The 24,307-nt window shown below is 58.4% G+C and carries 21 protein-coding genes; 5 read left to right on the forward strand and 16 right to left on the reverse strand.

Annotated elements, in window-relative coordinates; translation table 11 throughout:
• Nucleotides 1–2: 2 nt before the first annotated feature.
• Both rsgA and HMPREF3011_RS08030 read left to right on the forward strand, forming a co-directional pair.
• The gene (gene rsgA, locus HMPREF3011_RS08025) at nucleotides 3–1,049 is read left to right on the forward strand and encodes a ribosome small subunit-dependent GTPase A (protein WP_038627929.1); all 1,047 of its coding nucleotides are present in this window, start codon (nucleotides 3–5) and stop codon (nucleotides 1,047–1,049) included.
• Entirely contained in the window at nucleotides 1,036–2,421 is a 1,386-nt protein-coding gene (locus tag HMPREF3011_RS08030) for a chloride channel protein (protein ID WP_038627927.1), read from the forward strand. Before rsgA ends, HMPREF3011_RS08030 begins: the two co-directional genes overlap by 14 nt.
• On the opposite strand, the gene HMPREF3011_RS08035 is transcribed toward HMPREF3011_RS08030, so the two are convergent.
• The 4 genes from HMPREF3011_RS08035 to HMPREF3011_RS08050 form a co-directional block, all read right to left on the reverse strand.
• On the reverse strand, nucleotides 2,418–3,758 hold the full coding sequence (locus tag HMPREF3011_RS08035) for a fatty acid desaturase family protein (protein WP_038627925.1): 1,341 nt from the start codon (nucleotides 3,756–3,758) through the stop codon (nucleotides 2,418–2,420). The genes HMPREF3011_RS08030 and HMPREF3011_RS08035 overlap by 4 nt on opposite strands.
• Nucleotides 3,759–3,827: 69 nt before the next feature.
• Entirely contained in the window at nucleotides 3,828–4,892 is a 1,065-nt protein-coding gene (locus HMPREF3011_RS08040) for a flavin reductase family protein (protein WP_038627922.1), read from the reverse strand.
• 327 nt (nucleotides 4,893–5,219) lie between these two features.
• Nucleotides 5,220–5,711 (reverse strand): DUF6912 family protein, encoded by a 492-nt coding sequence (locus HMPREF3011_RS08045; RefSeq protein WP_038627920.1) that lies wholly within the window; start codon nucleotides 5,709–5,711, stop codon nucleotides 5,220–5,222.
• Nucleotides 5,711–6,121, reverse strand: a complete 411-nt coding sequence (locus HMPREF3011_RS08050; protein WP_038627918.1) for an HAD-IA family hydrolase — start codon at nucleotides 6,119–6,121, stop codon at nucleotides 5,711–5,713. Before HMPREF3011_RS08050 ends, HMPREF3011_RS08045 begins: the two co-directional genes overlap by 1 nt.
• A gap of 285 nt (nucleotides 6,122–6,406) precedes the next feature.
• On the opposite strand from HMPREF3011_RS08050, the gene HMPREF3011_RS08055 reads away from it, so the two are divergent.
• A complete protein-coding gene (locus HMPREF3011_RS08055) occupies nucleotides 6,407–7,030 on the forward strand; it encodes a hypothetical protein (RefSeq protein ID WP_052155585.1) in 624 nt (207 codons plus the stop codon).
• A gap of 3 nt (nucleotides 7,031–7,033) precedes the next feature.
• On the opposite strand, the gene secA is transcribed toward HMPREF3011_RS08055, so the two are convergent.
• The 8 genes from secA to HMPREF3011_RS08100 form a co-directional block, all read right to left on the reverse strand.
• Complete coding sequence (gene secA, locus HMPREF3011_RS08060; protein ID WP_038627913.1) at nucleotides 7,034–9,736, reverse strand: preprotein translocase subunit SecA; 2,703 nt, start codon at nucleotides 9,734–9,736, stop codon at nucleotides 7,034–7,036.
• 161 nt (nucleotides 9,737–9,897) lie between these two features.
• The gene (gene hpf / locus HMPREF3011_RS08065) at nucleotides 9,898–10,557 is read right to left on the reverse strand and encodes a ribosome hibernation-promoting factor, HPF/YfiA family (protein ID WP_038627911.1); all 660 of its coding nucleotides are present in this window, start codon (nucleotides 10,555–10,557) and stop codon (nucleotides 9,898–9,900) included.
• Nucleotides 10,558–11,469: 912 nt separating this feature from the next.
• Nucleotides 11,470–13,311, reverse strand: a complete 1,842-nt coding sequence (locus HMPREF3011_RS08075) for an LpqB family beta-propeller domain-containing protein (RefSeq protein ID WP_070431947.1) — start codon at nucleotides 13,309–13,311, stop codon at nucleotides 11,470–11,472.
• Nucleotides 13,312–14,985 (reverse strand): MtrAB system histidine kinase MtrB, encoded by a 1,674-nt coding sequence (gene mtrB / locus HMPREF3011_RS08080; protein ID WP_038627906.1) that lies wholly within the window; start codon nucleotides 14,983–14,985, stop codon nucleotides 13,312–13,314.
• Between the two features lie 78 nt (nucleotides 14,986–15,063).
• Complete coding sequence (gene mtrA / locus HMPREF3011_RS08085; RefSeq protein WP_070431948.1) at nucleotides 15,064–15,738, reverse strand: MtrAB system response regulator MtrA; 675 nt, start codon at nucleotides 15,736–15,738, stop codon at nucleotides 15,064–15,066.
• 54 nt (nucleotides 15,739–15,792) lie between these two features.
• On the reverse strand, nucleotides 15,793–16,422 hold the full coding sequence (locus HMPREF3011_RS08090) for a dTMP kinase (RefSeq protein ID WP_038629425.1): 630 nt from the start codon (nucleotides 16,420–16,422) through the stop codon (nucleotides 15,793–15,795).
• A gap of 45 nt (nucleotides 16,423–16,467) precedes the next feature.
• Entirely contained in the window at nucleotides 16,468–17,922 is a 1,455-nt protein-coding gene (gene ahcY, locus HMPREF3011_RS08095) for an adenosylhomocysteinase (RefSeq protein ID WP_070841371.1), read from the reverse strand.
• A 67-nt stretch (nucleotides 17,923–17,989) separates the two neighbouring features.
• Nucleotides 17,990–18,364 (reverse strand): DUF4259 domain-containing protein, encoded by a 375-nt coding sequence (locus HMPREF3011_RS08100; RefSeq protein WP_038627901.1) that lies wholly within the window; start codon nucleotides 18,362–18,364, stop codon nucleotides 17,990–17,992.
• A gap of 350 nt (nucleotides 18,365–18,714) precedes the next feature.
• Between HMPREF3011_RS08100 and HMPREF3011_RS08105 the strand changes: the two genes are divergently transcribed.
• Nucleotides 18,715–19,473, forward strand: coding sequence for a hypothetical protein (locus HMPREF3011_RS08105; protein WP_070560907.1), 759 nt, complete (start codon nucleotides 18,715–18,717; stop codon nucleotides 19,471–19,473).
• On the opposite strand, the gene manA is transcribed toward HMPREF3011_RS08105, so the two are convergent.
• The 4 genes from manA to HMPREF3011_RS08125 all read right to left on the reverse strand — a co-directional run bounded on the left by manA (nucleotide 19,470) and on the right by HMPREF3011_RS08125 (nucleotide 23,717).
• On the reverse strand, nucleotides 19,470–20,672 hold the full coding sequence (manA, locus tag HMPREF3011_RS08110) for a mannose-6-phosphate isomerase, class I (RefSeq protein ID WP_049182270.1): 1,203 nt from the start codon (nucleotides 20,670–20,672) through the stop codon (nucleotides 19,470–19,472). The two genes, HMPREF3011_RS08105 and manA, sit on opposite strands and share 4 nt — an antisense overlap.
• An 86-nt stretch (nucleotides 20,673–20,758) precedes the next feature.
• On the reverse strand, nucleotides 20,759–21,775 hold the full coding sequence (locus HMPREF3011_RS08115) for a hypothetical protein (RefSeq protein ID WP_070841372.1): 1,017 nt from the start codon (nucleotides 21,773–21,775) through the stop codon (nucleotides 20,759–20,761).
• A gap of 38 nt (nucleotides 21,776–21,813) precedes the next feature.
• On the reverse strand, nucleotides 21,814–23,193 hold the full coding sequence (locus HMPREF3011_RS08120) for a phosphomannomutase/phosphoglucomutase (RefSeq protein WP_083327073.1): 1,380 nt from the start codon (nucleotides 23,191–23,193) through the stop codon (nucleotides 21,814–21,816).
• A gap of 116 nt (nucleotides 23,194–23,309) precedes the next feature.
• Nucleotides 23,310–23,717 (reverse strand): DUF3499 domain-containing protein, encoded by a 408-nt coding sequence (locus HMPREF3011_RS08125; protein WP_005509890.1) that lies wholly within the window; start codon nucleotides 23,715–23,717, stop codon nucleotides 23,310–23,312.
• A gap of 172 nt (nucleotides 23,718–23,889) precedes the next feature.
• On the opposite strand from HMPREF3011_RS08125, the gene HMPREF3011_RS10990 reads away from it, so the two are divergent.
• On the forward strand, nucleotides 23,890–24,307 hold a 418-nt coding region (locus tag HMPREF3011_RS10990; RefSeq protein ID WP_083327074.1), incomplete at its 3' end, for a metallopeptidase family protein.

A 24,307-nucleotide genomic window follows, 5' to 3' on the forward strand; every position in this document is an offset into this window, starting at 1 on the left:
CAGTGGCGGCACGCAGGCGTGGACGGCAATGGGACGAGTCCGATGTACGCATCCGCCCCGGTAGAGGGTCTCGGCCACGGACGAAGGATCGCCCCAGCCACGCCGATGCCCACTGGGGCATGGTGGTGACCAAGGATCGTGGTCGTTGGGGTGTAGTCCTCGATAACAACGCTGATGTTGCAGTGACATGCATGCGTGCCCGCGAGCTCGGCCGCACCAATATCGTTGTCGGTGACCGTGTCGGTGTCGTCGGCGATGTCAGCGGCCGTGAGGGCACACTGGCCCGCATCGTCAAGCTGGCAGAGCGCAGCACGGTTTTGCGTCGCACCGCCGATGACAATGACCCGTATGAGCGCATTGTCGTGGCCAATGCCAGCCTGCTGCTCATTGTGTGTGCAGTCGCCGATCCTGAACCCCGCACCGGTTTTGTCGAACGCGCGCTGGTCGCGGCCTACGCCGGCGGTGTCCGTCCCGTGCTCTGTCTGACTAAGTCTGATCTGGCTGACCCAGAGGAATTTGCCGGGGAGTTTTCCGCACTCGGAGTGGATGTCGTTGTCTGCGGTATTAACGATAACTTGGCTCCTTTGTCAGAGCTCATCGATGTTCCAGGACGAGTGACAGCTTTGGTTGGGCATTCCGGTGTTGGGAAATCAACCCTCGTCAACCGGATTGTTCCCGAAGCCAACCGTGAGACCGGCGAAGTCAGTGGTGTGGGTAAGGGCCGCCATACCTCCACGCAGTCGGTGGCGCTGATGTTGCCGTCGGAAAGCGAAAACAGCGCGCCCTCGTGGATCATTGATACCCCGGGCATTCGTTCCTTTGGCCTGGCTCATGTGACACCGGAGACGCTACTGGCGGCGTTTCCAGATATCCAGGCGGCAACAGATGAATGCCCACGTGGTTGCACCCATTTGGGACCACCCGCGGATCCAGAGTGCGCCCTGGACAAGTTGGAGGGAGTTCAGCACCGTCGAGCGATGGCAGTGCGTCGTCTATTGATCGCTATCAGCGACAACGAGGACTGGGAGCTGGACATTGAAAGAGACTAGCCACACCAATTCTGCGGAGTCGTCCTCTGAAGCCTCGGCAAGTGCTGAGTCGAACAAAGAGGACTCCGGTCTCTACCCCGCTCCCGGCAGCTGGATTCGACTGTGCATCTACACACTTATCGTGGGTCTTGCGACGGGGCTCGGAGCAGCCGGGCTCGCGCTGATTATGCACGGAATCGAGTACGCGGTCTACGGGCAGCACGAGGGTGACGTAGCGGTCGTGACCGATGGCACCACCGGCCTACAGCGCTTTGTCGGGATCGTGTTGGCGGGGCTGATTGCAGGACCAATGTGGGCTGCTTTGCGCACAAAGGCGAAGCCCATTGAAAGCGTTGAGGCGGGCATGCACGGCCGTCTCATGCCTGTGTGGTCGACTCTTGTCAATGTGTTTTTACAGATGGCGACCGTAGCCGCAGGTGCATCCATGGGACGCGAGAATGCCCCGCGTGAGCTAGGTGCAATGGTGGCCTCGCAGATGTCGCATCGACTACGCATCGATCCGCTACACCGCCGTATTCTGGTCGCAGCAGCGGCCGGTTCCGGCCTGGGGGCGATTTATCACATCCCGCTGGCCGGAGCGGTTTTCTCGTTGGAGATTCTGCTGGGCTCACTGAGCATTACCGCGGTGATGGTGGTACTGGCGTGTTCAGCCATTGCCACGGTGACGTCGGGCATCGTGGTCGGCAGTAGCCCGCTCTACAGCCCAATCAATCTCTCAGACGGCTGGGGCAACCTCGGTGCGGCACTGCTCCTCGGCGTTATCTGCGGCGCCATTGGCTACGCATTTCGCATTCTCAGCTCGCGGGTGTTAGACAAGGCACCGACTGGCTGGCATTCTGCCTGGGCCATCCCCCTCGCGTTCACGCTAGTTGGTGTGATCTCGCTATGGATTCCAGAAGTATTGGGCAACGGCCGCATCGCTGCGACCACAGTTCTCATGGATCGCCCACTGCTGGGGTTTGCGGTCATGCTGCTGATCGCGAAAACTGTCGCGGTTCTAGTTACTTTTCGTTCGGGTGCCGTCGGTGGTCTGTTAACTCCCGGCTTTGCCCTTGGCGCGCTCAGCGGTTTCATCATCGGCTGCTTCGTACAACCATTGATGCCCTCAATTCCGCTGAGCGACTTTGCAATTCTCGGCGCGGCGGCCTTCCTGTCGGCGTCCATGGCAGCTCCACTTTTCGCACTGATCGTGACCGTGGAGTTTACCGGCCAGAATTCCTCGGCTTACTTAGCGCTCTTCCTCGCTGGTGCAACTGCGACACTAACTGTGACCATAATTCGCGCCTGGCTACGGCTCCCCCACAAACAATCAATGCCATGGAACCGCGAACCGGCAGCCGCAGCTGCAGTCCGCAAGCGGGTCGAGGGCTAACCGCGCCCAGCAGTGTGCGTTGAGCGACCTGTATAGGCTCGGACAATTTCCCGGACGCCTGGGCGAAGACGGCGGAGCATTCGCAGGCCCGTCGCTAAGCCCTTGCGTTGCGGGGAACTGGACTGGAGCTCCGCTTCAACCTGCGGATACTTCTTGAACGCCGCCTCCGAACGCACCTCTGGGGCGTTGTCCGGGTCAGCGACTAAGAAGCGATCCGGCAGCGACAACTTTAGTAGTGTGCGCTGGACCTGGAAGAACTGCTTCGGGAACGACCCCGTGTTGTATGGCAGGTCGTATTCTCGGCAAATCTGCTGAACCTGCTTCGAAATCTGCGCGAGCCTGTTGGATGGCATGTCTGGGAAGAGGTGGTGCTCAATCTGGTAATTCAGATTTCCCGAGAGCACCGACAACGCCAGCCCACCGTGGAAGTTCGCCGAGCCCAGCATTTGGCGCAAATACCACTCACTCTTGTCCTCGGTGTTGTACTGCTCCTTGGTGAAAGTCTCGGCATCATCCGGGAAGTGTCCGCAGAAGATGACAGCGTAGGCCCACAGATTACGGGCGAGGTTGGCCATCATATTCGCAAATGCCACTTCGCGGTAACGCGGACCCGCCATCGCCGGGAAGAGAACGTAGTCCTTGATCACCTGGCGCCCCGACTTGTTGAGAACCTCCATGAGCTGCGGCCGGGCCTCATCCCAGGATTTCTTGCCTGCAAACACACGCCCGAGCTCAACGTCGTAGAAAGCCACTGCCCATTGAAAAAGGCTGGCCAAGACCACGTTTGTCACCGGCTGCAACAGCGTCGATGGCTTCCAACGGCGGTCACGAGTCACCCGGAGAATGCCGTATCCCACATCGTTGTCCATACCTAACACGTTGGTGTACTTGTGGTGGACAAAGTTGTGGGAGTGCTTCCACCCGCTCGATGGGCAGGAATTGTCCCACTCCCAGGTGGCCGAGTGAATCTCGGGGTCATTCATCCAGTCCCACTGACCGTGCATGGTGTTGTGGCCGATTTCGAGGTTTTCCAAAATCTTTGCCAGCCCCAGCGCTGAGATGCCCGCCCATTTGAAACCCCAGTGTGCGGTGTTCTTCCACGACCTCGGCAGCAGCCCCAATTTGTTCAGGGCCATGCCTGCGGTCGGTACCATCAGCAGACCTCGACCAGTCACCTCAAGGGTGCGTTGAATGCGGATGAGCGTGCGGATGTAGCGAGCATCCTTCTGCCCCAGCGAATCGCGGTGTTGCTTTTCGATTTCCGCAAACCGACGCCCAATCTCTGCGACGTCTTCTTCGCTCAAGTGCGCATACGATGCGATATCGGAAATTGCCATGGGAAGGGTCCCAACTCCTTTAGGTAGTTTCTCCTGGTTAATGCAGGTTGAGATAGATGTGGGGCGAACTTACAGTTCGATACGCGCGTGCCCCGCCGGCGCACAGACGCACGTTCGGACCCGCTCGCCCGCCACAAACGTCGCACCGGTGCGGATGTCCCGCGCTGCGCCGTCGGAGAGTTGCTGCACGCAGGTCGCACAAATTCCCATCCGACAGCCGTACGGCAGGTCGACCCCGACGCGCTCGGCCGCCTCCAGGATGGTGGTTGCACCGTCTACGTCGACATCTCCTCGGCTGCCGAAACTCACCGTGCCACCGGCCTCCTCCGCCGCCGAGCGGTCAACGGTGAAACGTTCCGTCCGCAGCTCGGGGAACTCCGACTCAAGGCTTTTCAGCAGTTCAACCGGACCACAGGCATAGGCGCTTGCCGACGATGCCAGCGCTCCAAAGTCAGCAATGATGTCGGTAACCGCAGCAGCGTCAATCCGCGGCTGCGTCTCCGTATTCCAGGCATGCAGGCGATACTTCAACGCGCTAATAGCGCTGCGCTGTTCCAGCTCCCGGAGTTCGTTGACAAACACAGCTTCTGCCTCGCCGCGGTAGGAGTGAATGTGTTCGACTTCCACTGATGCATTGCGAGCTGAAAGATCACGCAGCATGGAAATCACAGGAGTTACGCCGGAGCCTGCGGTAACAAACGCAATACGGGCTGGGAGTGGCTCCGGAAGATGGAAATCCCCAGCCGGGGCAGCCAGGCGGACGACAGTACCCGGTTTTACATTGGCGACGAGATGTTGGGACACGTAGCCGTCGTTAAGTGCACGAATGTTGATAGTCAGCAGCCCATCATGAGGCCGCGGTGCATTTGTCAGTGAGTAGGAACGCCACAGGTATTTCCCCTTGACCTCTACGCCGAGTCCAATGAACTGACCTGACTTGAAGTCTGTTGGCATCCCCCAACCCGGACGGATTATCAACTCTGCTGAAGTAGGAGATGTGGGATTAATGGCCTCAATCTGACCGCGCAGCTCGCGACTTGACCACAGCGGATTTAGCAACTGCGTGTAGTCATCGGGCAAAAGTGGCGTGGATAAATGCTTGAATACCCGGGAAACTTTGGTCTTAAGTCCCATTCTTGACCCTCCTGACTGTCACGGGAGAACAAGTAATAACACTGTTCATCAGCGGGCAATCCCCGCCCAATCCATTATTACGTGCCCGTAGGTTACTTAGACGTAGACTACGGAGTGGTAAGTTATTGGTCAAGAGAAGCAAATGATTTTGACACAAATAGCGAAATTGTCATTACCCCCGCTTTCCTGCGAAGCGCCCCCTTTGACATGGAGCTTATCCACACAAAACAATCCCGCCTTATATACCCCCGCAGAAAAAACTTGTGCCATACAAAAAGGGACTGGGTTCCAAACCCAGTCCCCTTCTTCAACACCAAGCACGCGCTACTACAGGAAGTCGACCACCATGCCGAGCTCAGCTACGTCATACCACGCCAGCGGAATCTCCAGCGCATCGCCGACAGTGAGCTCCGCATCCTCGTCACCGAGATCTGCCTTATCGACGGCTTCAATTGCAGCCTCAACCTTGCTTTCCGCCTCTTCCACATCAATGTGGAGCGCTGCAACGTCGGCAAGCGAAATTGGGCCGCCGACCTTAACGACAGCATCGCCCATATCCGACTGCGGTTCCGCCTCCACATCGACGGAAATGACTACTCGGCGGTGCGGGAACTTCTCTTCTGCAGCATCGAGCAGACGGAGCGACGCACGCGCAGCCTCATCAAAGGCCACATCTGCCAGTTCCTCATCATCGCCCTCAGTAAAGAAATCGCGCAGCGCCTCAGTGACAGCAAAGCCCCAACCACCGCGGGCGTGGAAGAGCTCATCCTCCTTCAGCGCCTCAAGCATGGAGAAAGTCGCTGGGATATAGACACGCATTAGAACTCGCCCTCGAGCCCCAGTAGACCGGCAATCTCGACCACTGCGCGGTCGAACTGCTGATAGAAGACTCCCACCATGCCGTTAGAGACGGCAGCATGGATGTTCTCAATCGAATCATCCACCAACACACAGTCCCGTGCCGGCAGTTCAATAGCCGCAGCAGCTGCATTAAAAGCCTCTGCCGAAGGCTTCTCATGGCCAATTTCACCAGAGAGCACAACTGCGTCTACCAGGCCCTCATCTTCGAGCTTGCGAATCGGATCCGCTGATGGGCCACCTGGGTCATTCGACAGGACTGCCAGGCCAACACCATTTGCACGCGCCTCTACCAGCAAATTACGCCAACGTGCCTGGTCTTCATCCGTACCGTCGAGGACACCACAGTAATCGATAATCATTCCGCGCATGGCCTGTAGTTTATCGCATGACCTGCACGTTTGCCTTTTTTCCAGTTCAGCGTGTTAATTGGCTGTTCGTTACGCCAATTTATAGACGACCAGAACGGCTTTGACGGAAACCTATAGGGCTATTAACAGCGAGACACTCAGCCCACTTCGCGGCTGCATCTTCTCCCCACCCCCATGCCAGCCGTGAATTCCCCTTCACAAGCTGCACACTTAAAGCACTTGTAGGACAATGGTCTTCAGCAAGGGGGGAACTTGCCAATGGAGAGTTTTTAGGGGGATTAATCCATGGCACCTACGTCTCACGTACCAACATCGCAGGCGCCGATGCCTTACGCGCTGTCGCACGCCGCTGAGAACCGATCCAGTGACAGGGAATTCATCGAACCAGCAACGGGCTTTTCGCTTCTCCACACAATTCAACTTGGCCAGTCAGCTAATGCCGCCACTTCTCCAACCGCAAAAGTGGCACCGACCTATAGCGGATGTTCCGTTGCTTCCGGGACCGCTGTCATGACGGCATTACCGCCCGCCGTGGCCACTCCTGCGGCAAAAAAGACGCCGCAAACACCGCACGTCGTCCAGCACTGTGAGCAGAATCTGAGACAGGAGCTTGGCACGATTACTCGCCGCGTCTTCGACATTATCGCGGGTCGCCGGCGAGTCAACGATTTGCGTCGTATCAACATCGACCCGATTATTCACGCTGCGATACTCACGCTGTCGAAAAACACCAGCCTCAAAGGTGTCGCGTTGCAATCCTTCCACGCCAGCGCTTCAGCGGACGGCAAAAAGGTCGAATTCCTGGGTAGTTGCCGTGTCGGTCCGCGCGTTCGCGCGTTCACGGGCACGTTCCGCCGCGGAACAGCAAAAACGCGGCCATGGATCATGACCGCGTTTCGTGTGCTTTAGTGCTTAGCGACGGCGCTTGCGAGCCGCCTTCCGACGCTGCGCCCGGTTGCCCTCACGCTCTTGATCCATGCGCTGCTGCTCTGCACTGCCGTCCTCGCTGGGGCCGGAGTAGGTCATCTGCTGATTTTTCTCAGCAGCTTCCGTTGGCAGAGCCGGAGCCTGGTTTTCCTGCCCCTCAGTGTTTTCCACTGCGGGCATAACCTGCTTACGGATTAGGAACAGCTGACGAACCGATTCTTCCTTGATGCCGTCCATCATCGCGGTGAACATGTCGTAGCCCTCACGCTGGTACTCCACCAGCGGGTCAGCCTGGGCCATGGCGCGCAAGCCAATGCCCTCCTTGAGGTAGTCCATCTCGTAGAGGTGCTCGCGCCACTTCTGGTCCATGACGTTCAGGATGGTGAAGCGCTCAATGTTGCGCATCTGGTCGTCGCCACCAATTGCGGAAACCGCATCCTCAAGCTGGTCGTAGCTGGCGGAGATATCCGTGTGCAGAGCCTTGGACAGCTCATCGGCCGAGAGGTCACCCGGGGTACCGAAGTCAGAGCCATCGATGAGCTCCTGCGCCGTAAACGTCGGGCTGTAGAGCTGCTCAAGGGCATTCCACAGCTCGTCGAGGTCCCAATCCTCCACGTAACCGTCAGCGGTGGCACCGTTGACATACGCGTCGACGACATCGTCCTGCATGTCGCGAACCTGAGTCTTCAAATCCTCACCTTCGAGGATGCGACGGCGCTCAGCGTAGATGACCTTACGCTGCTGGTTCATAACCTCGTCATACTTCAGAACATTCTTACGGATTTCGAAGTTCTGGCTTTCCACCTGAGCCTGAACGCTCTTAATGGAGTTGGAGACAACCTTGGAGTCAATAGGAACGTCATCCGGGACATTCAGAGTGTTCATCAGCGCTTCCATGCGCTGGCCGTTGAAGCGAACCATGAGATCATCGCGCATGGACAGGTAGAAGCGGGTAACACCCGGGTCACCCTGACGACCGGTACGACCACGCAACTGGTTGTCAATGCGGCGCGACTCATGGCGCTCAGTGCCCAGGACGTAGAGTCCACCGGCCTCACGTACCTTGTCAGCTTCTTCCTTCGACTGCTGACGAACGCGCTCAATCTCAGCGTCCCACGCCTCTTCGTACTCTTCCGGAGTTTCCACCGGGTCCAGACCACGAGAGCGCAGATTCAGGTCAGCGATGATGTCCGGGTTACCGCCCAGCACGATGTCAGTACCACGACCGGCCATGTTAGTTGCCACGGTAACGCCTCCGAGACGACCCGCCACCGCAACAATCTCAGCTTCCTTCTCGTGGTGCTTTGCATTCAGCACAGAATGAGGAATACCTTCGCGCTGCAGGAGCTTGGAAAGGTACTCGGATTTCTCGACTGATGTCGTACCAACGAGAACTGGCTGGCCCTTTTCATGGCATTCGCGGATGTCCTCGACAACAGCGGCGAACTTTGCCTCCTGCGTCTTGTAAATCAGGTCGGGCAGATCCTCGCGCTGCTTCGGGCGATTCGGCGGGATCGCCATGACGTTCAGCTTGTAAATCTGGTGCAGCTCAGCCGCTTCAGTCTCAGCCGTACCGGTCATACCGGACAGCTTGTCGTAGAGGCGGAAGTAGTTCTGGAGCGTGACGGTTGCCAGCGTCTGGTTCTCGTTTTTAATCTCCACCCCTTCCTTGGCCTCAATTGCCTGGTGCATACCCTCGTTATAGCGACGGCCTGCCAGCACACGACCGGTGAACTCATCGACAATGAGAATCTCACCATTACGGATAATGTAATCCTTGTCGCGGGTGAACAGCTCCTTGGCCTTCAGGGCATTGTTCAGGTAGCTGACCAGCGAGGAATTTTCCGGAGCATACAGGTTTGAAATACCCAGCTGATCCTCAACGAATTCAACACCCTCTTCACGAATACCGATGGTGCGCTTACGCTCATCGACTTCGTAGTGAATGTCGCGCTTCATACGCGGCACAATCTTGGAGAACGCCAGGTACCAGTGCGGATCGCCATCCGCCGGACCGGAAATAATTAACGGGGTACGGGCCTCGTCAATCAGAATCGAGTCAACCTCATCGACGATGGCGAAGTGGTGCCCACGCTGCACCAAATCGTCGAGCGAATGCGCCATATTGTCGCGCAGGTAATCAAAGCCGAACTCATTGTTCGTGCCGTAGGTGATGTCGGCAGCATAGGCCTTGCGGCGCTGGTCCGGGCTGAGCTCAGAGAGAATCACCGAGGTCTCAAGCCCCAGGAAGCGGTGGACTCGACCCATCCACTCCGCGTCACGCTTAGCCAGGTAGTCATTAACCGTAACGACATGAACGCCCTTGCCTGCCAACGCATTGAGGTATGCGGGCAACACACAGGTCAGGGTCTTACCTTCACCAGTACCCATTTCGGCAACGTTGCCGAAGTGCAGTGCCGCACCGCCCATAACCTGGACGCGGTAGTGCTTCTGACCCAGCACGCGCCAGGATGCCTCACGCGCCGTGGCGAAAGCATCCAGCAGCAGATCGTCTACATCGGCACCGTCAGCCAGCTGCTTCTTAAACTCCTCGGTCTTGGCGCGGAGTTCATCGTCTGAAAGAGCTGCGTACTCGTCTTCCTTGGCGATGACCTGATCTGCAATATTGCCAAGCCTCTTGACAGCGCGGCCTTCACCAATGCGGAGCAACTTGCTGAGCGAAAACACTAAATTGGGACCTTTCCGGCCGATTCACGTCGAACTTTAATGTGCAACGGTTGATTATACGACGAACCCGCCTTCCCTTCTAAGAGAAGACGGGCTCATGTGAGCAATTACTTACCAATACACAGCTCTGTGCGGCATTGCGTGCTCTTTTTGATGAAGACTTACTTCTCGTCTTCCTCTGCCAGCTCAATCAGACCGTAGTCGTATGCGTGACGACGGTAGACCACGGACGGACGAGAGGTTGCCTCGTTAACGAAGAGGTAGAAGTCGTGACCGACGAGCTCCATCTCAGACAGAGCATCTTCGACCGTCATCGGAGTTGCGGAGTGCTGCTTGGTACGCACAACCTGGCCCGGACGTACGTCCTCAACCAGATCCTCGTACGGATCAGCCTTTTCCGGAGCCGCTGCCTCAGCCTCTGCAACCAGCGAAGCAGTTGCCTCGCCGACGGACATCGGTGCACGGTGGCCAGAACGGCTAATCTTGCGGCGAGCCTTCACCTTACGCAGGGAGCGCTCCATCTTGCCCAGAGCAGACTCCAGTGCAGCGTAGAAGCTATCTTCCTTCGCCTCCGCACGAGCCAGGTGCCCCTTGCCAGTAGCGGTGATCTGAATACGGTCAGAGCGGTCTGCACGGCGCGGATTCGGCTCGTGCTGGAGCTCCACGTGGAAGAAGGTCAAAGTCGGGTCGAGGCGCTCAATCTTCGCCAGCTTCGCCTTAACACGATCTGCGAAGTGCTCTGGAACCTCAACATTGCGCCCGGTGATGGTCACCTGAGCGTTCGGGCTGAGTACCTCGTTGTTGTCAGCAGGTGTGGACACTTGCTACCTACCTCCCGGTATGGCCACCGCCCTTCCGTGAGCGGGATTACTCACGGCGTCTACGGTGACGAGTCTTTCTGCACCCCCAGGATACAGTTCCGGGGGTAACCAATGCCACGTTCCCCTCGTTTATTTTTCGCTTGCCGACGACACCCCTGCGTCTACGCCCGGGCGAGTACCAACACCATGTCGATGCGAATCCCCAATGACGCTGCCACCAACTCGGTTTCCGCTGCAGTGGCACCAGTGGTGGCCACATCATCAACCAGAATCACTGTCACCTGGGCACACCGTTGTCGCAGCTTGCCACTAATTCCGTGCTTGAATTGCGTCAGCGGCACAATGTGGCCAGAAAGGTTTCGTCTGCGTTGAGAAGCCCCAAGCTCCGCGGAATCCCGCGTGCGCTCAGCAATGCGCACCAGGGGCAATACCGAACTAGAGGGGAGCTGACTGCAGGCAAAGTCGCAGGCAATTGTTACCGGATCCCCACCCCGTTGTCGACGGGATGACAATCTTGTCGGCGCGGGAATCAAAATGACGGGGGTAATTTCCGGGGGCATTATATGGCCGTCTGAGGCCAGCCTTCGTACCGCAGCGGCGAACACGGCCCCCATGATTCGTCTGGCTTCACCACTGCCCCGTTCTTTGGCCGACAAAATGAGATGTCTCCTCGCACCGGAGTACGGACCGCAGGTCCACGCTGCTGCGCGTAACGCAGCCCGCGGTGAAAACCGCACTGGAGGTTGCTGAAGATCGTCCTTGCAATCACGACACAGCGTCCCGGAGCAGCCGCACACCGGGCAGGTTTCCGGTATCACGAGGCCAATCGCATCGCGAGTGACGTCGTAAAGCACGCGTAGTACATCCTGCGATGATTTCCCCTGCGCCATTGATCCCCTCCCCGATTTGCGCTTACTCCACAGACACCGGAGCCATTCGACCACGCGCACCCGGAACCTGGCGCCAGAACTGCTGTTGCCCCTCGCTGGAGATCAGCTCCATAACACCGGTGGCATCCAATGCGTAACGCTTCGACGAGGTCGCGGTAACCACAGGAATTGGCGGTGTCAGGTTGAGCTTCGGCAGAACGGAGCTGGTCGCACCGTCCGGGAAGGCACTCCACATCGGGGTGTCTCCGCTGTAACCGCCCACCGTGACCGTTTGATTCGGCGACCACGTCAGCGACACCGGGGAAACGTTTTCAGGGAGCGGCAGAGCGCGCGGATGCGTCAACTTCCACGGTTTGTCGTCATGCCTTTCGATGGTGGCGATATAGACCTCACCAGCGATAATCATCGCTACCTGCGTGCCTGAAGAATCGACGCGGAATTCAGAAATACCGGCGCTTGGGTGCCCCGTGTCTTCGCCGCCGTCAAGAAGGTGACTGAGCTCAGAGGTATCAACCTCCTCCTGCTGAATCCGGGACGACGTCGACTGCCGAACCAGGCGTACGACGGTTGTACCGTCCTTCACTGTCCAGACCGCCTCGGCATCTGGCGACCATGTCGGACGGGTGAGACTCTCGCCAGTCAGCACAGGAACCGGCTGATCTTGTATTCCGCCGAGCATCAATGTGGACTCCCCAAGGTCATACGAACCGGTACGACCATCCACAGCCGAGCGGAACACGGCGGCAATAAGCTCGCTGCCATTGGGGTTGATGCCCACTGCCGCGGAAAACACCGCAGTGCTGCCGCTGGCAGTCCAGCCGCGTCCCACAGGTGTGGCGTGGCCGCCAGCAATCTCGTAGATACCGCTGCGGTCGACCGTCCGCAACGGCGCGTTATCAGCCGGTAGATGATTCGGGTCGTAGAGCTGGATTGCGTCGGTATCCTTCGTCCACGGCTCGTCGTGGCTGGCAATTAGTGGTTCGCCGTCGGCCATGAGGATCCACGGACCACGGAAATCTGCCGAGTCGAGAGTCCAGATAATCTGTGCCGCGAGCATGACACGCAGTTCCTCGGAAACATCACCCAATCCGGTGATTTCGACCCTGCGACCGTCCGAGTTGGACACAGGTCCTGCTTCCACCGCAATTGAGGCATTGGGCTTGAGCACTGTGGTGACGCCCGGTCGCAGTGGTGCTGATGGTCCGTTCTTCAGCTTTGTCAACAGATTGGTCGCGCCATCGGTGACGCCACGATAGAGCCAACGACGATCTGTGACCAAATGATTACCCGCCGGGTCGAGGAAATAGACATTGCGAGGCACATTGTTTTCCAGGAATGCCTGACGCTCCATGACAACACCGTCGGGCAGCGAGGAAATGCGCCACTGCCCATCCGAACCGAGCTTCATCTCCACGGTTTCCTCATAGTCACCGGACTGGGGCTCATAAGCACCATCAGTACCAAATTGACCAACGCTGCGACCTCGGGCAACGAAGGACTGTCGAGAACCTCCTTCATCCCGTTGAGCGATGAGGTTGACACCGTCGAGAATGCGGGCGCTTTCGTGCGGCTTCCAACTGGCCGCAAGTTCCGGGGTCATGAAGGCACGCATAGCTTGAAAATCATCAACCGGATGCGCGGCCGCGGCGAAAAAGTCGCGCAGGACAATGTCTGCATTGACATTCGGCCGTGGCTGCGGAACCTCAATACGAACTTGGGGCGGCTCAAACGGACGCAGCACCTGGGGGCTGGTGTTCCTCGGAATGGTGGTACATCCTGCGGCCGTGCCCAAAATGATCACTGAGCTAAGCGCCACTGTCTTACGCAGGACGCGACGAGCCTTTGACTGTTGCTGCGCCGTCATTTAAATATCCTCCTCTCGTGCCTGTCGGGATTCGCTATCGCTAGTCCGCTGCCCCTTATCCTGATCCTGGCTCTTGACTTGCGGTGCAATCGAATCCGATTCCAACTCCCGTGCACCAATTTCCTGCTGATGCGGAATCTGATCGGGCAGCGGCGGAACTTCTAGGCCGAGCGGATGCTCACCGAAGCTCGCATCAGGCTCCAGTGGCACAGTCAGGCGGAAACAGCTACCGACCGTCGGCACGCCAAATGCCTCCAGTTCCCCACCATGCAATTGTGCGTCCTCACGCGCGATCGCCAAGCCAAGTCCGGTACCGCCGGTGCGTCGGACACGCGAGGGGTCAGCGCGCCAGAACCGGTTAAACACCAGCTCTTGCTGCTCCGGCTTTAGCCCCACACCGTGGTCAACGACCGTAAACGAGACCGCGGAATCGCTCGCCTGCACTGTGACATCCACCGGATTGCCCTCACTGTGGTCAACAGCGTTGGCCATAAGATTGCGTAGCACGCGCTCGATACGACGCGAGTCGACTGTTGCCATTACCGGTTCATCGGGCAGGTGGAAGCGAATGGGTGTACCGGTCTCCTTAGCCACGACCGTTACCTGCTGATAGGCAGCATCCACGCAGCGACGGACATCGACCTTTTCTGCGGACAGGTCAGCAACGCCGGCATCGTGGCGTGAGATCTCAAGCAGGTCATTGAGAAGCATCTCAAAACGCTCAAGCTCCTCATTCATCAGCTCAGCTGCGCGGCGAGTCGCCGGATCGAGGTCCTCAGCGCCGTCAGCAATAAGATCGGCGGCCATACGCACCGTGGTCAGAGGCGTCCTCAACTCATGCGAAACATCGGAGGTGAACTGTCGCTGCAGACTGCCGTATTCCTCCAGCTGTCTAATCTGCGTCGACAGCGATTCGGCCATCTTGTTAAAGCTCATGGCCAGTCGCGCCATGTCATCTTCACCCTGCACGACCATGCGTTCGCGCAAGTGGCCGTCGGCAAAGCGTTGGGCAATCTGGGCGGCGGAACGCACTGGTGTCGTCACCTGATTGGAGAAGAACCAAGTAATACCGCCGAGAAGCGCCATGATGACTACTGTCGCACCGGCGAGCAGACCACGAACCAACTTAATAGTCGATTCCTCTGCAGCCATAGAGGTGACCAGATAGAGCTCGAGCCCATCAACCGAGGTAGAAGTAGGGCTACCGATAATTAACGCCGAGTACGTATCGCCGCGGTTATCAGTGACTTGACGTACCTGATACGCAATTTGCCCTTGTCGGACTACTTCATGCAATCGTTCTGGGACATCGGCCTTAATCGGCGATGAAGCCAACACCGTGCCTCGTGGCACCGGCGCCACGAGCAGCGGTTCATAACTTGTCAATGGCGCAGCACCGGAACCGGCTGCACGGTTCACAAGGGCATCGCGCCCCACGTTGAGCAGAGCTTGCAGCTCGTTGGACGAAGAGTTCTCAATCGCCTGCTCCACCACCGCGCGAGCACGGTCAATTTCCTCGTCGGCAGCGGTAACCTTTGCGTCGATAAGCCGCTGGGTAACAATAGTCGCCAGCGCGAAACCGAGTACCGCAATCACCATCGCGCTCAGTACCACGACAGAGGTCAGAATGCGCGCTTGGATAGACGTACGCCAGAGCGTAACCGCCCAGGTCACTCCCCTATTGGTGAAGTCTCGAAGCTTCGTTATTAATCGACGCAAGAATCGGCTCCCACTAAAGCTGACTGACCTTGATTAGTCACCCGTCTTGTACCCGACACCGCGGACGGTCAGCACAATCTGGGGGTTTTCCGGATCCAGTTCAATCTTCGAGCGCAGACGCTGAACGTGAACGTTGACGAGTCGAGTATCCGAGGTGTGCTGATATCCCCAGACCTTTTCCAACAACTCATCACGGGAAAAGACCTGCTTCGGACGGGATGCAAGAGTGTGCAATAGGTCAAACTCCAACGGGGTCAGAGAAATCTCCTTGCCATCGCGGAACACGGCGTGACCGGGCACGTCGATAGTCAGGTCGCCGACCTCGAGGGTCTCACTCGGGCTGTCCTCTTGACGACGCAGCCGAGCGCGCACACGCGCCACGAGCTCCTTCGGCTTAAAGGGCTTCGTGACATAGTCATCCGCACCGGATTCCAGGCCGAGGACCACATCGACCGTGTCGGTCTTCGCAGTCAACATGATGATCGGCACCGCCGATGTCTCTCGCACAGTGCGACAGACATCGACACCACCCATGCCCGGCAACATGAGATCCAGCAGAATCAAATCTGGATTCTCCCGCTCTGCTGCCTTGACAGCTTCGATGCCATCGTCGACTACTACTGTGTCGAAGCCCTCGCGCTCCATCACCATCGTGAGCATTTCGGCGATGGCCGGATCATCATCAACAACCAGGATTTTTGAGCTCATGCGTCATATTCTAAACGTAAAGCTATCTAGTTCTGTAGTTTCCAGTTGAGGTGGCTAGCGCAGGCGTGCACTGATCCATTCCACAAGACGGTCCGCCCCATCATCCCCCGTAAGCATCAACCATGGTGACTGCCACGAGCCCCCCGCGAACTTCTGGTACGCCGCCAGCGTGCGCTCCTGCAAACCCGAGTCCTTTTCGTAGGTATCCCTAGTTCGCTGCGCATCAGAGGCTTCCCGATTGCGTGCGCGGTCGGCTGCCACTCCCACCGACGTGGCCAGACAGACCTGAACGTCGGGAAGCGGAAGCTGGAAATCTCCGAATTCGGTCTTCTCAATCCACTCGACGATCGCCGGATCCTGCGTGCGAGCCAGGGAGTAGGCCGCGTTGGACGCGACGTAGCGGTCGATGATCAGAACATCGTTTTCGCGCGCTGCATCAACAATCGCTTCACGACGTTCTTTGCGGTCCAGAGCGAACAGGAGTGCCATTGCCCAAGCGGAGTCCGCAGTGTCGCCGAGCTGACCGTGCAAAGCTTGATCGGCGAAATCAGCGAAGATCGTCTGCCGGTACGCCGGAAAGGTCATCGATGAAACGGAGTGCCCTTGACTTCGGAGTTGATTGGTAACAGCTGTGACAAGCGTGTTCTTGCCAGCACCGTCGATTCCTTCGACTGCGATAATCAAATTTTTCTCCTCGCACACATGGCTACGACCAAGCCTTGGCTAGAACTAGTAGCGGTAGTGCTCTGGCTTATACGGACCCTCGACATCAACGCCGATGTATTCGGCCTGTTCCTTGGACAGCCGGGTGAGCTCGCCGCCAAGTGCCTCGACGTGAATGCGAGCGACCTTCTCATCCAGAATCTTCGGAAGACGGTGGACAGAGTTGTCGTACTTTTCGCCGTTGCAGTAGAGCTCAATCTGAGCGATTGTCTGGTCGGCGAAGGAGGTCGACATTACGAAGGACGGGTGTCCGGTGGCATTGCCCAGGTTGAGCAAACGCCCCTCGGAAAGCACGATCAGAGAGCGCTCTTCGCCGTCAGCATGCGGGAAGATGTACTCGGTGACCTGCGGCTTGATCTCCACACGACGGACATCATCGCGATGGTGCAGGCTGTGCATGTCAATCTCGTTGTCGAAGTGCCCGATGTTGCCCAGCAGCGCGTGGTTCTTCATCTGCTGCATGTGCTCGAAAGTAATGACGTCCTTGTTGCCTGTGGCGGTGATGACAATGTCGACATCTGCGATGACGCTCTCAGTAGCGACAACGTCGAAACCGTCCATCAATGCCTGCAATGCGTTAATCGGGTCGGCCTCGGTGACCTGAACGCGAGCGCCCTGGCCAACCAGTGCCTCTGCGCACCCCTTACCCACGTCACCGTAGCCACAGACCAGTACGTTCTTGCCCCCAACCAGCATGTCGGTACCGCGGTTGATGCCGTCCAGAAGGCTGTGACGGGTGCCGTACTTGTTATCGAACTTGGACTTGGTGACCGCATCGTTGACGTTCATGGCCGGGAATGGCAGCACTCCCTGCTCTGCGAAGGGGTAGAGGCGGTGGACACCAGTGGTGGTCTCCTCTGTGACACCCTTCACCGACTCTGCAATTCGGTGCCAACGGCCGGCATCCTTCTCCAGGCTGGCGCGAAGCATGTCCTTGAAGGCAATAAACTCATCCGAATCCGACTCTTCTGCAGGCGGCACCAGGCCAGCATCCTCGAATTCCATGCCCTTAATGACAGCCATGGTAGCGTCGCCGCCGTCGTCCAGAATCATGTTGGCATCTTCATCGCCCCAGTCGAAGATGCGGTCGAGGCACCACCAGTACTCTTCCAGTGTCTCGCCCTTCCAAGCGAAAACCGGAACACCCTGCGGGTCCTCCGGAGTGCCGTTTCGCCCAACGACGACTGCCGCAGCGGCCTCATCCTGGGTGGAGAAGATGTTGCACGAGGCCCAGCGGACCTGTGCGCCCAGCGCCGTCAACGTCTCGATGAGCACTGCGGTTTGAACCGTCATGTGAATGGAGCCGGAAATACGGGCACCGGCCAGTGGCTGCTGCTCCGCGTACTCTTCGCGCAGCGCCATTAGACCTGGCATCTCGTGCTCAGCCAGACGAATCTGGTGACGACCGGCCTCAGCCAGGGAGAGGTCTGCAACCTTGAAATCAATGTTCTTCGAGGACATGTAACGCTTTCTCTAGATTCTTTGACGTGAGATTCTTCTTAAAGAATTACTACTGGGGACGCGAGAGTTACTCTACCGCTTCGACGCAGTTTTCCAGCGCCGCCTGGTCAGACTCACTGAGTTCCCCCAGAAGACTATCGAACACCTCGGATGCGATAGCCAACGCATCTTCCTCGCTGCCGTGCGCCTCGGAGATTCCCTCCCGGATGAAGCTGTAGTCCTCCACAATGTCACCGCCGCTAAATGGCGCACCATTCCAAATTGCAATGATCACAGCCGCCGCGAGTGCGCATGCTTTCTCATCGCTATTTTCGGAATCCACCCCAATGCGGCCAGCATCAATCAATGCACCAACACGATCCTGTGAGTCGAGATCCTGAACCTCATCGAAGAGTTCAATGACCGAATCGCTACCAAAAATCTCAGTATCCCAGATGGACATGATAGGTGGCCACGCTCCTTTCGCGCTTCGAACCAATAGCCAGTTTTCGTCTATCGACGAGCGCTTTCCAAAGAGCGCTTTTCGACGAGCCCACGGTAATCTGGCCGCCGACCTAAAAGCTGTCGCCTGCACGTACCGCTAGCCGGAAAACCGCATGTGGCCTTACCGAAGTTCTACCCGACTTTTCGTCACTTTTACAGTTCGAGAGACATATTTAATCCCTTCAACACAATTTTCACCCTAGAGAGAAGATAACGGGCATGTTAAGTTAGTTCCCAGACCTCGTAATGCAACTGTTATCTTTTTCGTTACAGGGCGACCTCACGCATGACACGAAAGGAGTACCTACCATGGTGAAGAAGGCTTTTGGAGCTCTTCTGCTCGCAGCCCTTCCCCTGAGCGCTTCGCTCGTAGGCTGCTCCGATAGCAGTGCCGCCAAGGGGGCGAATCCGGAAAACGCCGGCTCTCAGTCGAAAATGGAGACCTCTGCTCCACTGCCTCCAGTTCCTAGTGATGCCGAGCTGCAGCAGACCACTGAACCGAATTCAGATTCCTCGCTGACTGAGACGAACGGCAGCCTAGTACCTCGTCCGACCACGTCATCGAGCACCGAAATCGTTGAGGATCCGTACCTGCCACCGCAGGCCTACATCCCCCCGACTTCCACAAGCTCAAGTGCGACAACTCCGACGTCGACGACATCGACACCTCCGACGACCACAGAGACCACAGAGCCCACCTCTGACGACATATCTTCGCCGACGCCCAGCAAGCCGGTGCCACTGCTACCGGAAGATAACTCGGAAAAGCCGAACGACAGTCTTCCGGAAGGCGACGGTGGTGCAGCAGCTGAGCCGAAGCCGCCTTCATCGCAGGCGCAGTCCCAGTCGGGTACGCAAACTACAACTCCGTCCGAGACTCCTCAGAAAACTCCTTCGAAGGAACCGACACCTCCGAAGAGCCAGACCTCTTCGAAGGACCAGACCCCTTCGACGGAGAAGGACACCACTGGCGGCAATGGGGCTAGCAATAGCAAGATTTCCCCAATCCCGGAAAAGCCGAAGGACTCCGGATTCCTGGGAAATTTCTTCGATAACGACGAGGACTAACCCACCCGCGGGACGGTCGCGACAAAGACGGTTGCCCCGTCTTGGCGCGCAGTCAGCTCAATATCAACTGCGTCGACAGCCGGAACCCAGGCCGCATGGCCGCTGGGAACCTCAACCACGGAGTCGTCGTGACGCAACGCCACCGTGCCCGCTGTAGACAACACAACCGTGGCGGATTCTTCGTCGAGCAGAACATGTTCGCCCGGCTCCAGGTCCCGCGAACGAAGGCGGAACTCGCGCACCGGCGCGTCATAGTCATTCCAGCCGTCATCGGTCAGCCACGACTGCAGCACCGGATCTGGCAGCGGTCGGAAAGAGAGCACGCGCAGTAGCTCCACGACATCGACGTGCTTAGAGGTCAGCCCTCCGCGCAGCACGTTGTCGGAGTTGGCCATGATTTCCACGCCCATGCCATTGAGGTAAGCATGCAGCTGTCCCGCACCAAGGTAGATGGCTTCGCCCGGCTGTAAGCGAAGGCGATTAAGCAGCATCGACCCCAGGACTCCCGGGTCCCCCGGATACTTTCGAGCCAGTTCGCAAGTGGTCTCGGCCACTCGCGAGAACTCCTCGTCATCGCCACTGTAATCCGCGCACTTGGCAGCCACGGCCTCGACCAGCTCATCGAGGACATCCTGGGGCAACGTCAACCACGTTGTAAACAATGCCCGCAGAGCACTCTCGTCATCGGCGGCATCGAGCAGTCCCATGTAGTGGTCGAGCTCCGGTACCGCCAGCGTCGCGAGCAACTCCTTCGTGCGCTCCACCGGGCGGAATCCGGCCAACGCGTCGAAGGTAGTCAGGGCGACAATAAGTTCTGGCTTGTGGTTGTTGTCCCGGTAATTGCGGAAATGTGCAGTGGCCGGAATGCCCTCCGCATTTTCGCGTGCAAATCCCTCCTGAGCTTCTGCCAAGGTGGGGTGTGCCTGCAGCGATAGCGGCTCATCGGCTGCGAGCAGCTTCAACAGGAACGGCAGCCTGCCGTTGTCGGTGTCAATTGCATATCCGAGCGCAGCTGCCGGATCCTGCGCAATGAGCTCATCCAGCGGCGTGCCGGCCACCGTGGCCGATGCCAGTGCATGCGCACCAAACCACAGTTCCGCCCAGGGCTTCGATGTGGGAGCGTCCGCACCGGTGATTCTCGCCAAATGTGTACGAGACCCCCAGGGGTACGACTGCAGCACGGGGTCCAACAGCTCCATGCCCGTATCACTCCTCTAATAGTCATTTCTGGCGCAAGCACGCCAATCTCACCGAAGTCCCAAAAGCCTTCGGTGACACCCGGCGATTACGCAGAAAACGCCGCAATCGCACCAACTCTGGCTGCAGCAACACATACTTCAACCAATGGATGATGAGTCTCCGCATCGAGCGCAGGGCACTCCACACGAGCCCATCCAACCTCGCCGTAGTGGTCCCGGTAGTGGCCCACATTGTTCGGCGCAGCTAAAACAATCGCCCCCAACGGTAGCACTGTCGCCCCTTCATCCCCACCATCAATGAACGGGTCATAGAAAATATCACGGCTTTCCTGGGGTTCTGCAGCGAGCAACGCGCCCACACTAAGAGACAATTCGCTTATCGACGACGCTGCCGAGACCACGCCTGCCTCAAGCATCTGTAACGATGCCAGTTCCGCTACCGGTGCCAGCGCCGAGGTCGTCGACACTGCAAGCATTCTGCGGCCTGCCACCCACTGCGCTACCTGCCGCGCGGGATTAACTGTTTCATCTCGCTGCGGAGCACAGGCGGCAATATCGGCGTCCACCGCATCAGCGACTTCCTCCACGACCCCGGCCGGAGCCAGGGTGGTGGCACCACATTCGGTGAGCGCGCTGGCGATGGCACCGACATAGGCGGTAAAGGACGCGGACTCCGCCATCGCCGGGCGCGGAACCACAACCGTATCGGGGCTACCGGCGGCACGCAGTGGCCCTTCACCGGGATCCACCACGACCGTGGCAGCACCTCGCCTATCAGCTTCAGCCAGAGCTGCCCCCAGTGGGCTGCCGGGGTTGTCGTCACAGACGATGACCAAGTCGAGGGCACCGACATAACTGGGCAACTGATGCGCAATTACCACCGGGCAGCGGATGTCGTCGGCAAGCGCGCGCACGGATTCGACAGCGAGCTGCGCCCGACGATTTCCCACGAGGATGACCGCACTGCGCGGCAGTGGAAGTTGAGCAAACGCACCCCCGCGAGTCGCGGAAGCAGCAGCTCTGAGACCTGCACCGGCAGTGGCCATACGGTAGAACAGGGCCTCTTGGCGCGGGTTATGGGAGGAGTCGAATGACGAGGTCATACTCCCAAGCATGCCTGAAAACGGGCGCGTGGGGTTGATTAACCGCGGATGATGCCAAGAACTTCGTCGACAAGAGCGTCGACCTCAGCACGCGTCGGAGCCTCGACGTTCAGACGCAGCAGCGGCTCCGTATTGGAGGCCCGGACGTTGAACCACGCCTTGGAGTCTGCCAGCTCAATGGTCAGGCCATCCATCCAGTCCGAGGACTCCGTGCGATCGGCAAACGCGGCCTCGATTTCCTTCTGCTTGGCCTGCTGCTCCTCGGCGCTGCCCAGGCGGGAATTAATCTCACCGGAGGCCTCGTAGCGATTGTACTCGGCCATGAATTCACTCAGCGGCTTGTTCTGCTCGGCCAGTGCGGCCAGGACATGCATGGCAGCCAGCATGCCGGAGTCTGCGTTGAAGAATTCCTTGAAGTAGTAGTGCGCTGAATGCTCGCCACCAAAAACAGCACTGTGCTCGGCCATTTGCGCCTTAATAAAGGAGTGCCCAACACGGGTACGAACCGGAGTTCCGCCGTTTTCCACAATCATCTCCGGCACGACGTGCGAGGTGATCAGGTTATGGATGATAGCCGCACCCGGGTTCTGCTCCAGGTAGCGGGTGGCCACCAACGCACAGATGGCCGATGGGCTGACCGGGTTGCCCTTCTCGTCGACGACGAAGCAGCGGTCAGCGTCGCCATCGAAGGCAATACCGATGTCTGCGCCCTGCTCCACCGTAAACTTCTGTAGGTCAACGAGGTTGGCGGGCTCCAATGGATTGGCCTCGTGATTCGGGAAGTTGCCGTCGAGCTCAAAGTAGAGGTCAGCAACATCCATGTCTTCTCCGAGCACTGCCGGAACTGTCAGTCCCCCCATACCGTTACCGGCATCGACTGCAACCTTCAGGCGACGGCCGGAGCGGATGTCGACCAGCCCATGGAGGAACGCCGCGTAATCCTGCAGAACATCCTCACGATCAATTTCGCCCGGAGTGCCGGTGTACTCCGGGATTCCGCCGACAAGCAGATCCTTAATCTGAGCAAGCCCGGTCTCCTTCCCGATTGGGCGGGCCAGCGAACGGCACATCTTGATGCCGTTGTATTCAGCTGGGTTGTGGCTGGCAGTGAACATCGCGCCCGGGCATTCCCTTACTCCGGAGGCGAAATACAGCTCGTCCGTAGAGGTCAGGCCGAGCAGGGTGACATTGAGCCCCTGCGCTGCCGCGCCATCGGCGAAACTAGCCGCCAACTCCGGCGAGGACTCACGCATATCGTGGCCAACTACGGCACGCGTTGCGCCCTCTGAACGCATGATGTGCCCAAAGGCGGCGCCGATGGCTCCGACAAGGTCCGCGTCGATGCCCTCACCGACAACACCGCGCACGTCATAGGCCTTGATGACGGCATCCAAATCGGAACGATTGTAAGTGCCCACGAAAAACCTCTCTGGGTAAGTATCAGTGTTGTGAAAAATGATACTAGCCACAGAGAGGCTCTCACAAAGAAATGCCGCGGCAAGATGGCATGAGCTGGGGCACGGCGCCCGCCCCGTTAGTCGTCCGAATCCTCCGGATCGCGAACTACATGCAGGTGACCGCGCGCGGATTTCCGCGTCGACGGGTGACGGCTGGAATCAATCTTGTAGGTCTGCGGACGGTTGTCGACCTCATCCCGCAACACCAGGCCAGTCGCGTTGCGGCCAGCTTCACGGACGGCTTCCGCCAATGCGGTCAAATCATCATCGTCCTGGGCGGGCGTCGGCACGTCGTAACGCACGAGCTCCCAACCCAGCGGTGCGGTGATGGAACGCGCGTGCTTCTCACAGAGATCCCAGCTATGCGGTTCGGACGCGGCGGCGAGCGGACCCACCACAGCCGTCGACTCCGCGTAGGCATACGTCAACGTAGCTACGGCAGGTTTGCCACAGCCGGGCCGGCAACAACGTCTAAAAACACTCACGGCATCAAAGTCTAGACCCTAACTTTAAGTTTCGATAGTTTTTCTCCCACTCCGGGCGTTTTCGCTTTCCGACGCTCCCCCGGAGCACCCCAGCCTTACCCAGCAAACCCGCGACATGGCCGAAAGTTGACCTCACCCACGTTGACAGGCCGACCGATTATGCTCAACAAATATGAATTCATCGGCTTATACTCCGCGCTCGTTGCGACGCTCACTGCGACGCGGTCGCGGACCTCGGGGACCTCTGCTGCCGCCGGAAGTACCTCGTTGGAAGAGCCGTTCAGAAGCTTTTGACCAGGCGGTTATTGACGCCTATGCCCCATTGGATCAGCGCTGGTCCCGACAACTGTCGCATCTGGACATCGCCATCGATACGATTCCTCGCATGCAGTTGCGCCCGGACATGTACTTCCCGGAAGAGGTTGTCGCTGACGGACCTGTCCCACTGGGACGGCTTATCCCTGCTGGCATTGACCGCATAGGCAACCCCACCCGCCCCTGCGTAGTAGTGTTCCGCCGCCCCATTGAGCGCCGTGTGTCGGGCCGAGTGGAACTGGACCGGATGCTGCAATATGTACTGACCCGCCTGG

Origin of the sequence: Corynebacterium sp. HMSC074C04 (genome assembly GCF_001838295.1) — a bacterium.
Classification (GTDB): domain Bacteria; phylum Actinomycetota; class Actinomycetes; order Mycobacteriales; family Mycobacteriaceae; genus Corynebacterium; species Corynebacterium amycolatum.

Excerpts from the sequence above, each read along its gene's own strand:
- HMPREF3011_RS08100 (WP_038627901.1), bottom strand. The coding sequence starts at position 18,364 with ATGTCCATCTGGGATACTGAGATTTTTGGTAGCGATTCGGTCATTGAA.
- HMPREF3011_RS08115 (WP_070841372.1), bottom strand. The coding sequence starts at position 21,775 with ATGACCTCGTCATTCGACTCCTCCCATAACCCGCGCCAAGAGGCCCTG.
- HMPREF3011_RS08105 (WP_070560907.1), top strand. The coding sequence starts at position 18,715 with ATGGTGAAGAAGGCTTTTGGAGCTCTTCTGCTCGCAGCCCTTCCCCTG.
- HMPREF3011_RS08045 (WP_038627920.1), bottom strand. The coding sequence starts at position 5,711 with ATGCGTGTCTATATCCCAGCGACTTTCTCCATGCTTGAGGCGCTGAAG.
- manA (WP_049182270.1), bottom strand. The coding sequence starts at position 20,672 with ATGGAGCTGTTGGACCCCGTGCTGCAGTCGTACCCCTGGGGGTCTCGT.
- HMPREF3011_RS08055 (WP_052155585.1), top strand. The coding sequence starts at position 6,407 with ATGGCACCTACGTCTCACGTACCAACATCGCAGGCGCCGATGCCTTAC.
- HMPREF3011_RS08050 (WP_038627918.1), bottom strand. The coding sequence starts at position 6,121 with ATGCGCGGAATGATTATCGATTACTGTGGTGTCCTCGACGGTACGGAT.
- ahcY (WP_070841371.1), bottom strand. The coding sequence starts at position 17,922 with ATGTCCTCGAAGAACATTGATTTCAAGGTTGCAGACCTCTCCCTGGCT.
- HMPREF3011_RS08040 (WP_038627922.1), bottom strand. The coding sequence starts at position 4,892 with ATGGGACTTAAGACCAAAGTTTCCCGGGTATTCAAGCATTTATCCACG.
- mtrA (WP_070431948.1), bottom strand. The coding sequence starts at position 15,738 with ATGAGCTCAAAAATCCTGGTTGTTGATGATGATCCGGCCATCGCCGAA.
- HMPREF3011_RS08075 (WP_070431947.1), bottom strand. The coding sequence starts at position 13,311 with ATGACGGCGCAGCAACAGTCAAAGGCTCGTCGCGTCCTGCGTAAGACA.
- HMPREF3011_RS08035 (WP_038627925.1), bottom strand. The coding sequence starts at position 3,758 with ATGGCAATTTCCGATATCGCATCGTATGCGCACTTGAGCGAAGAAGAC.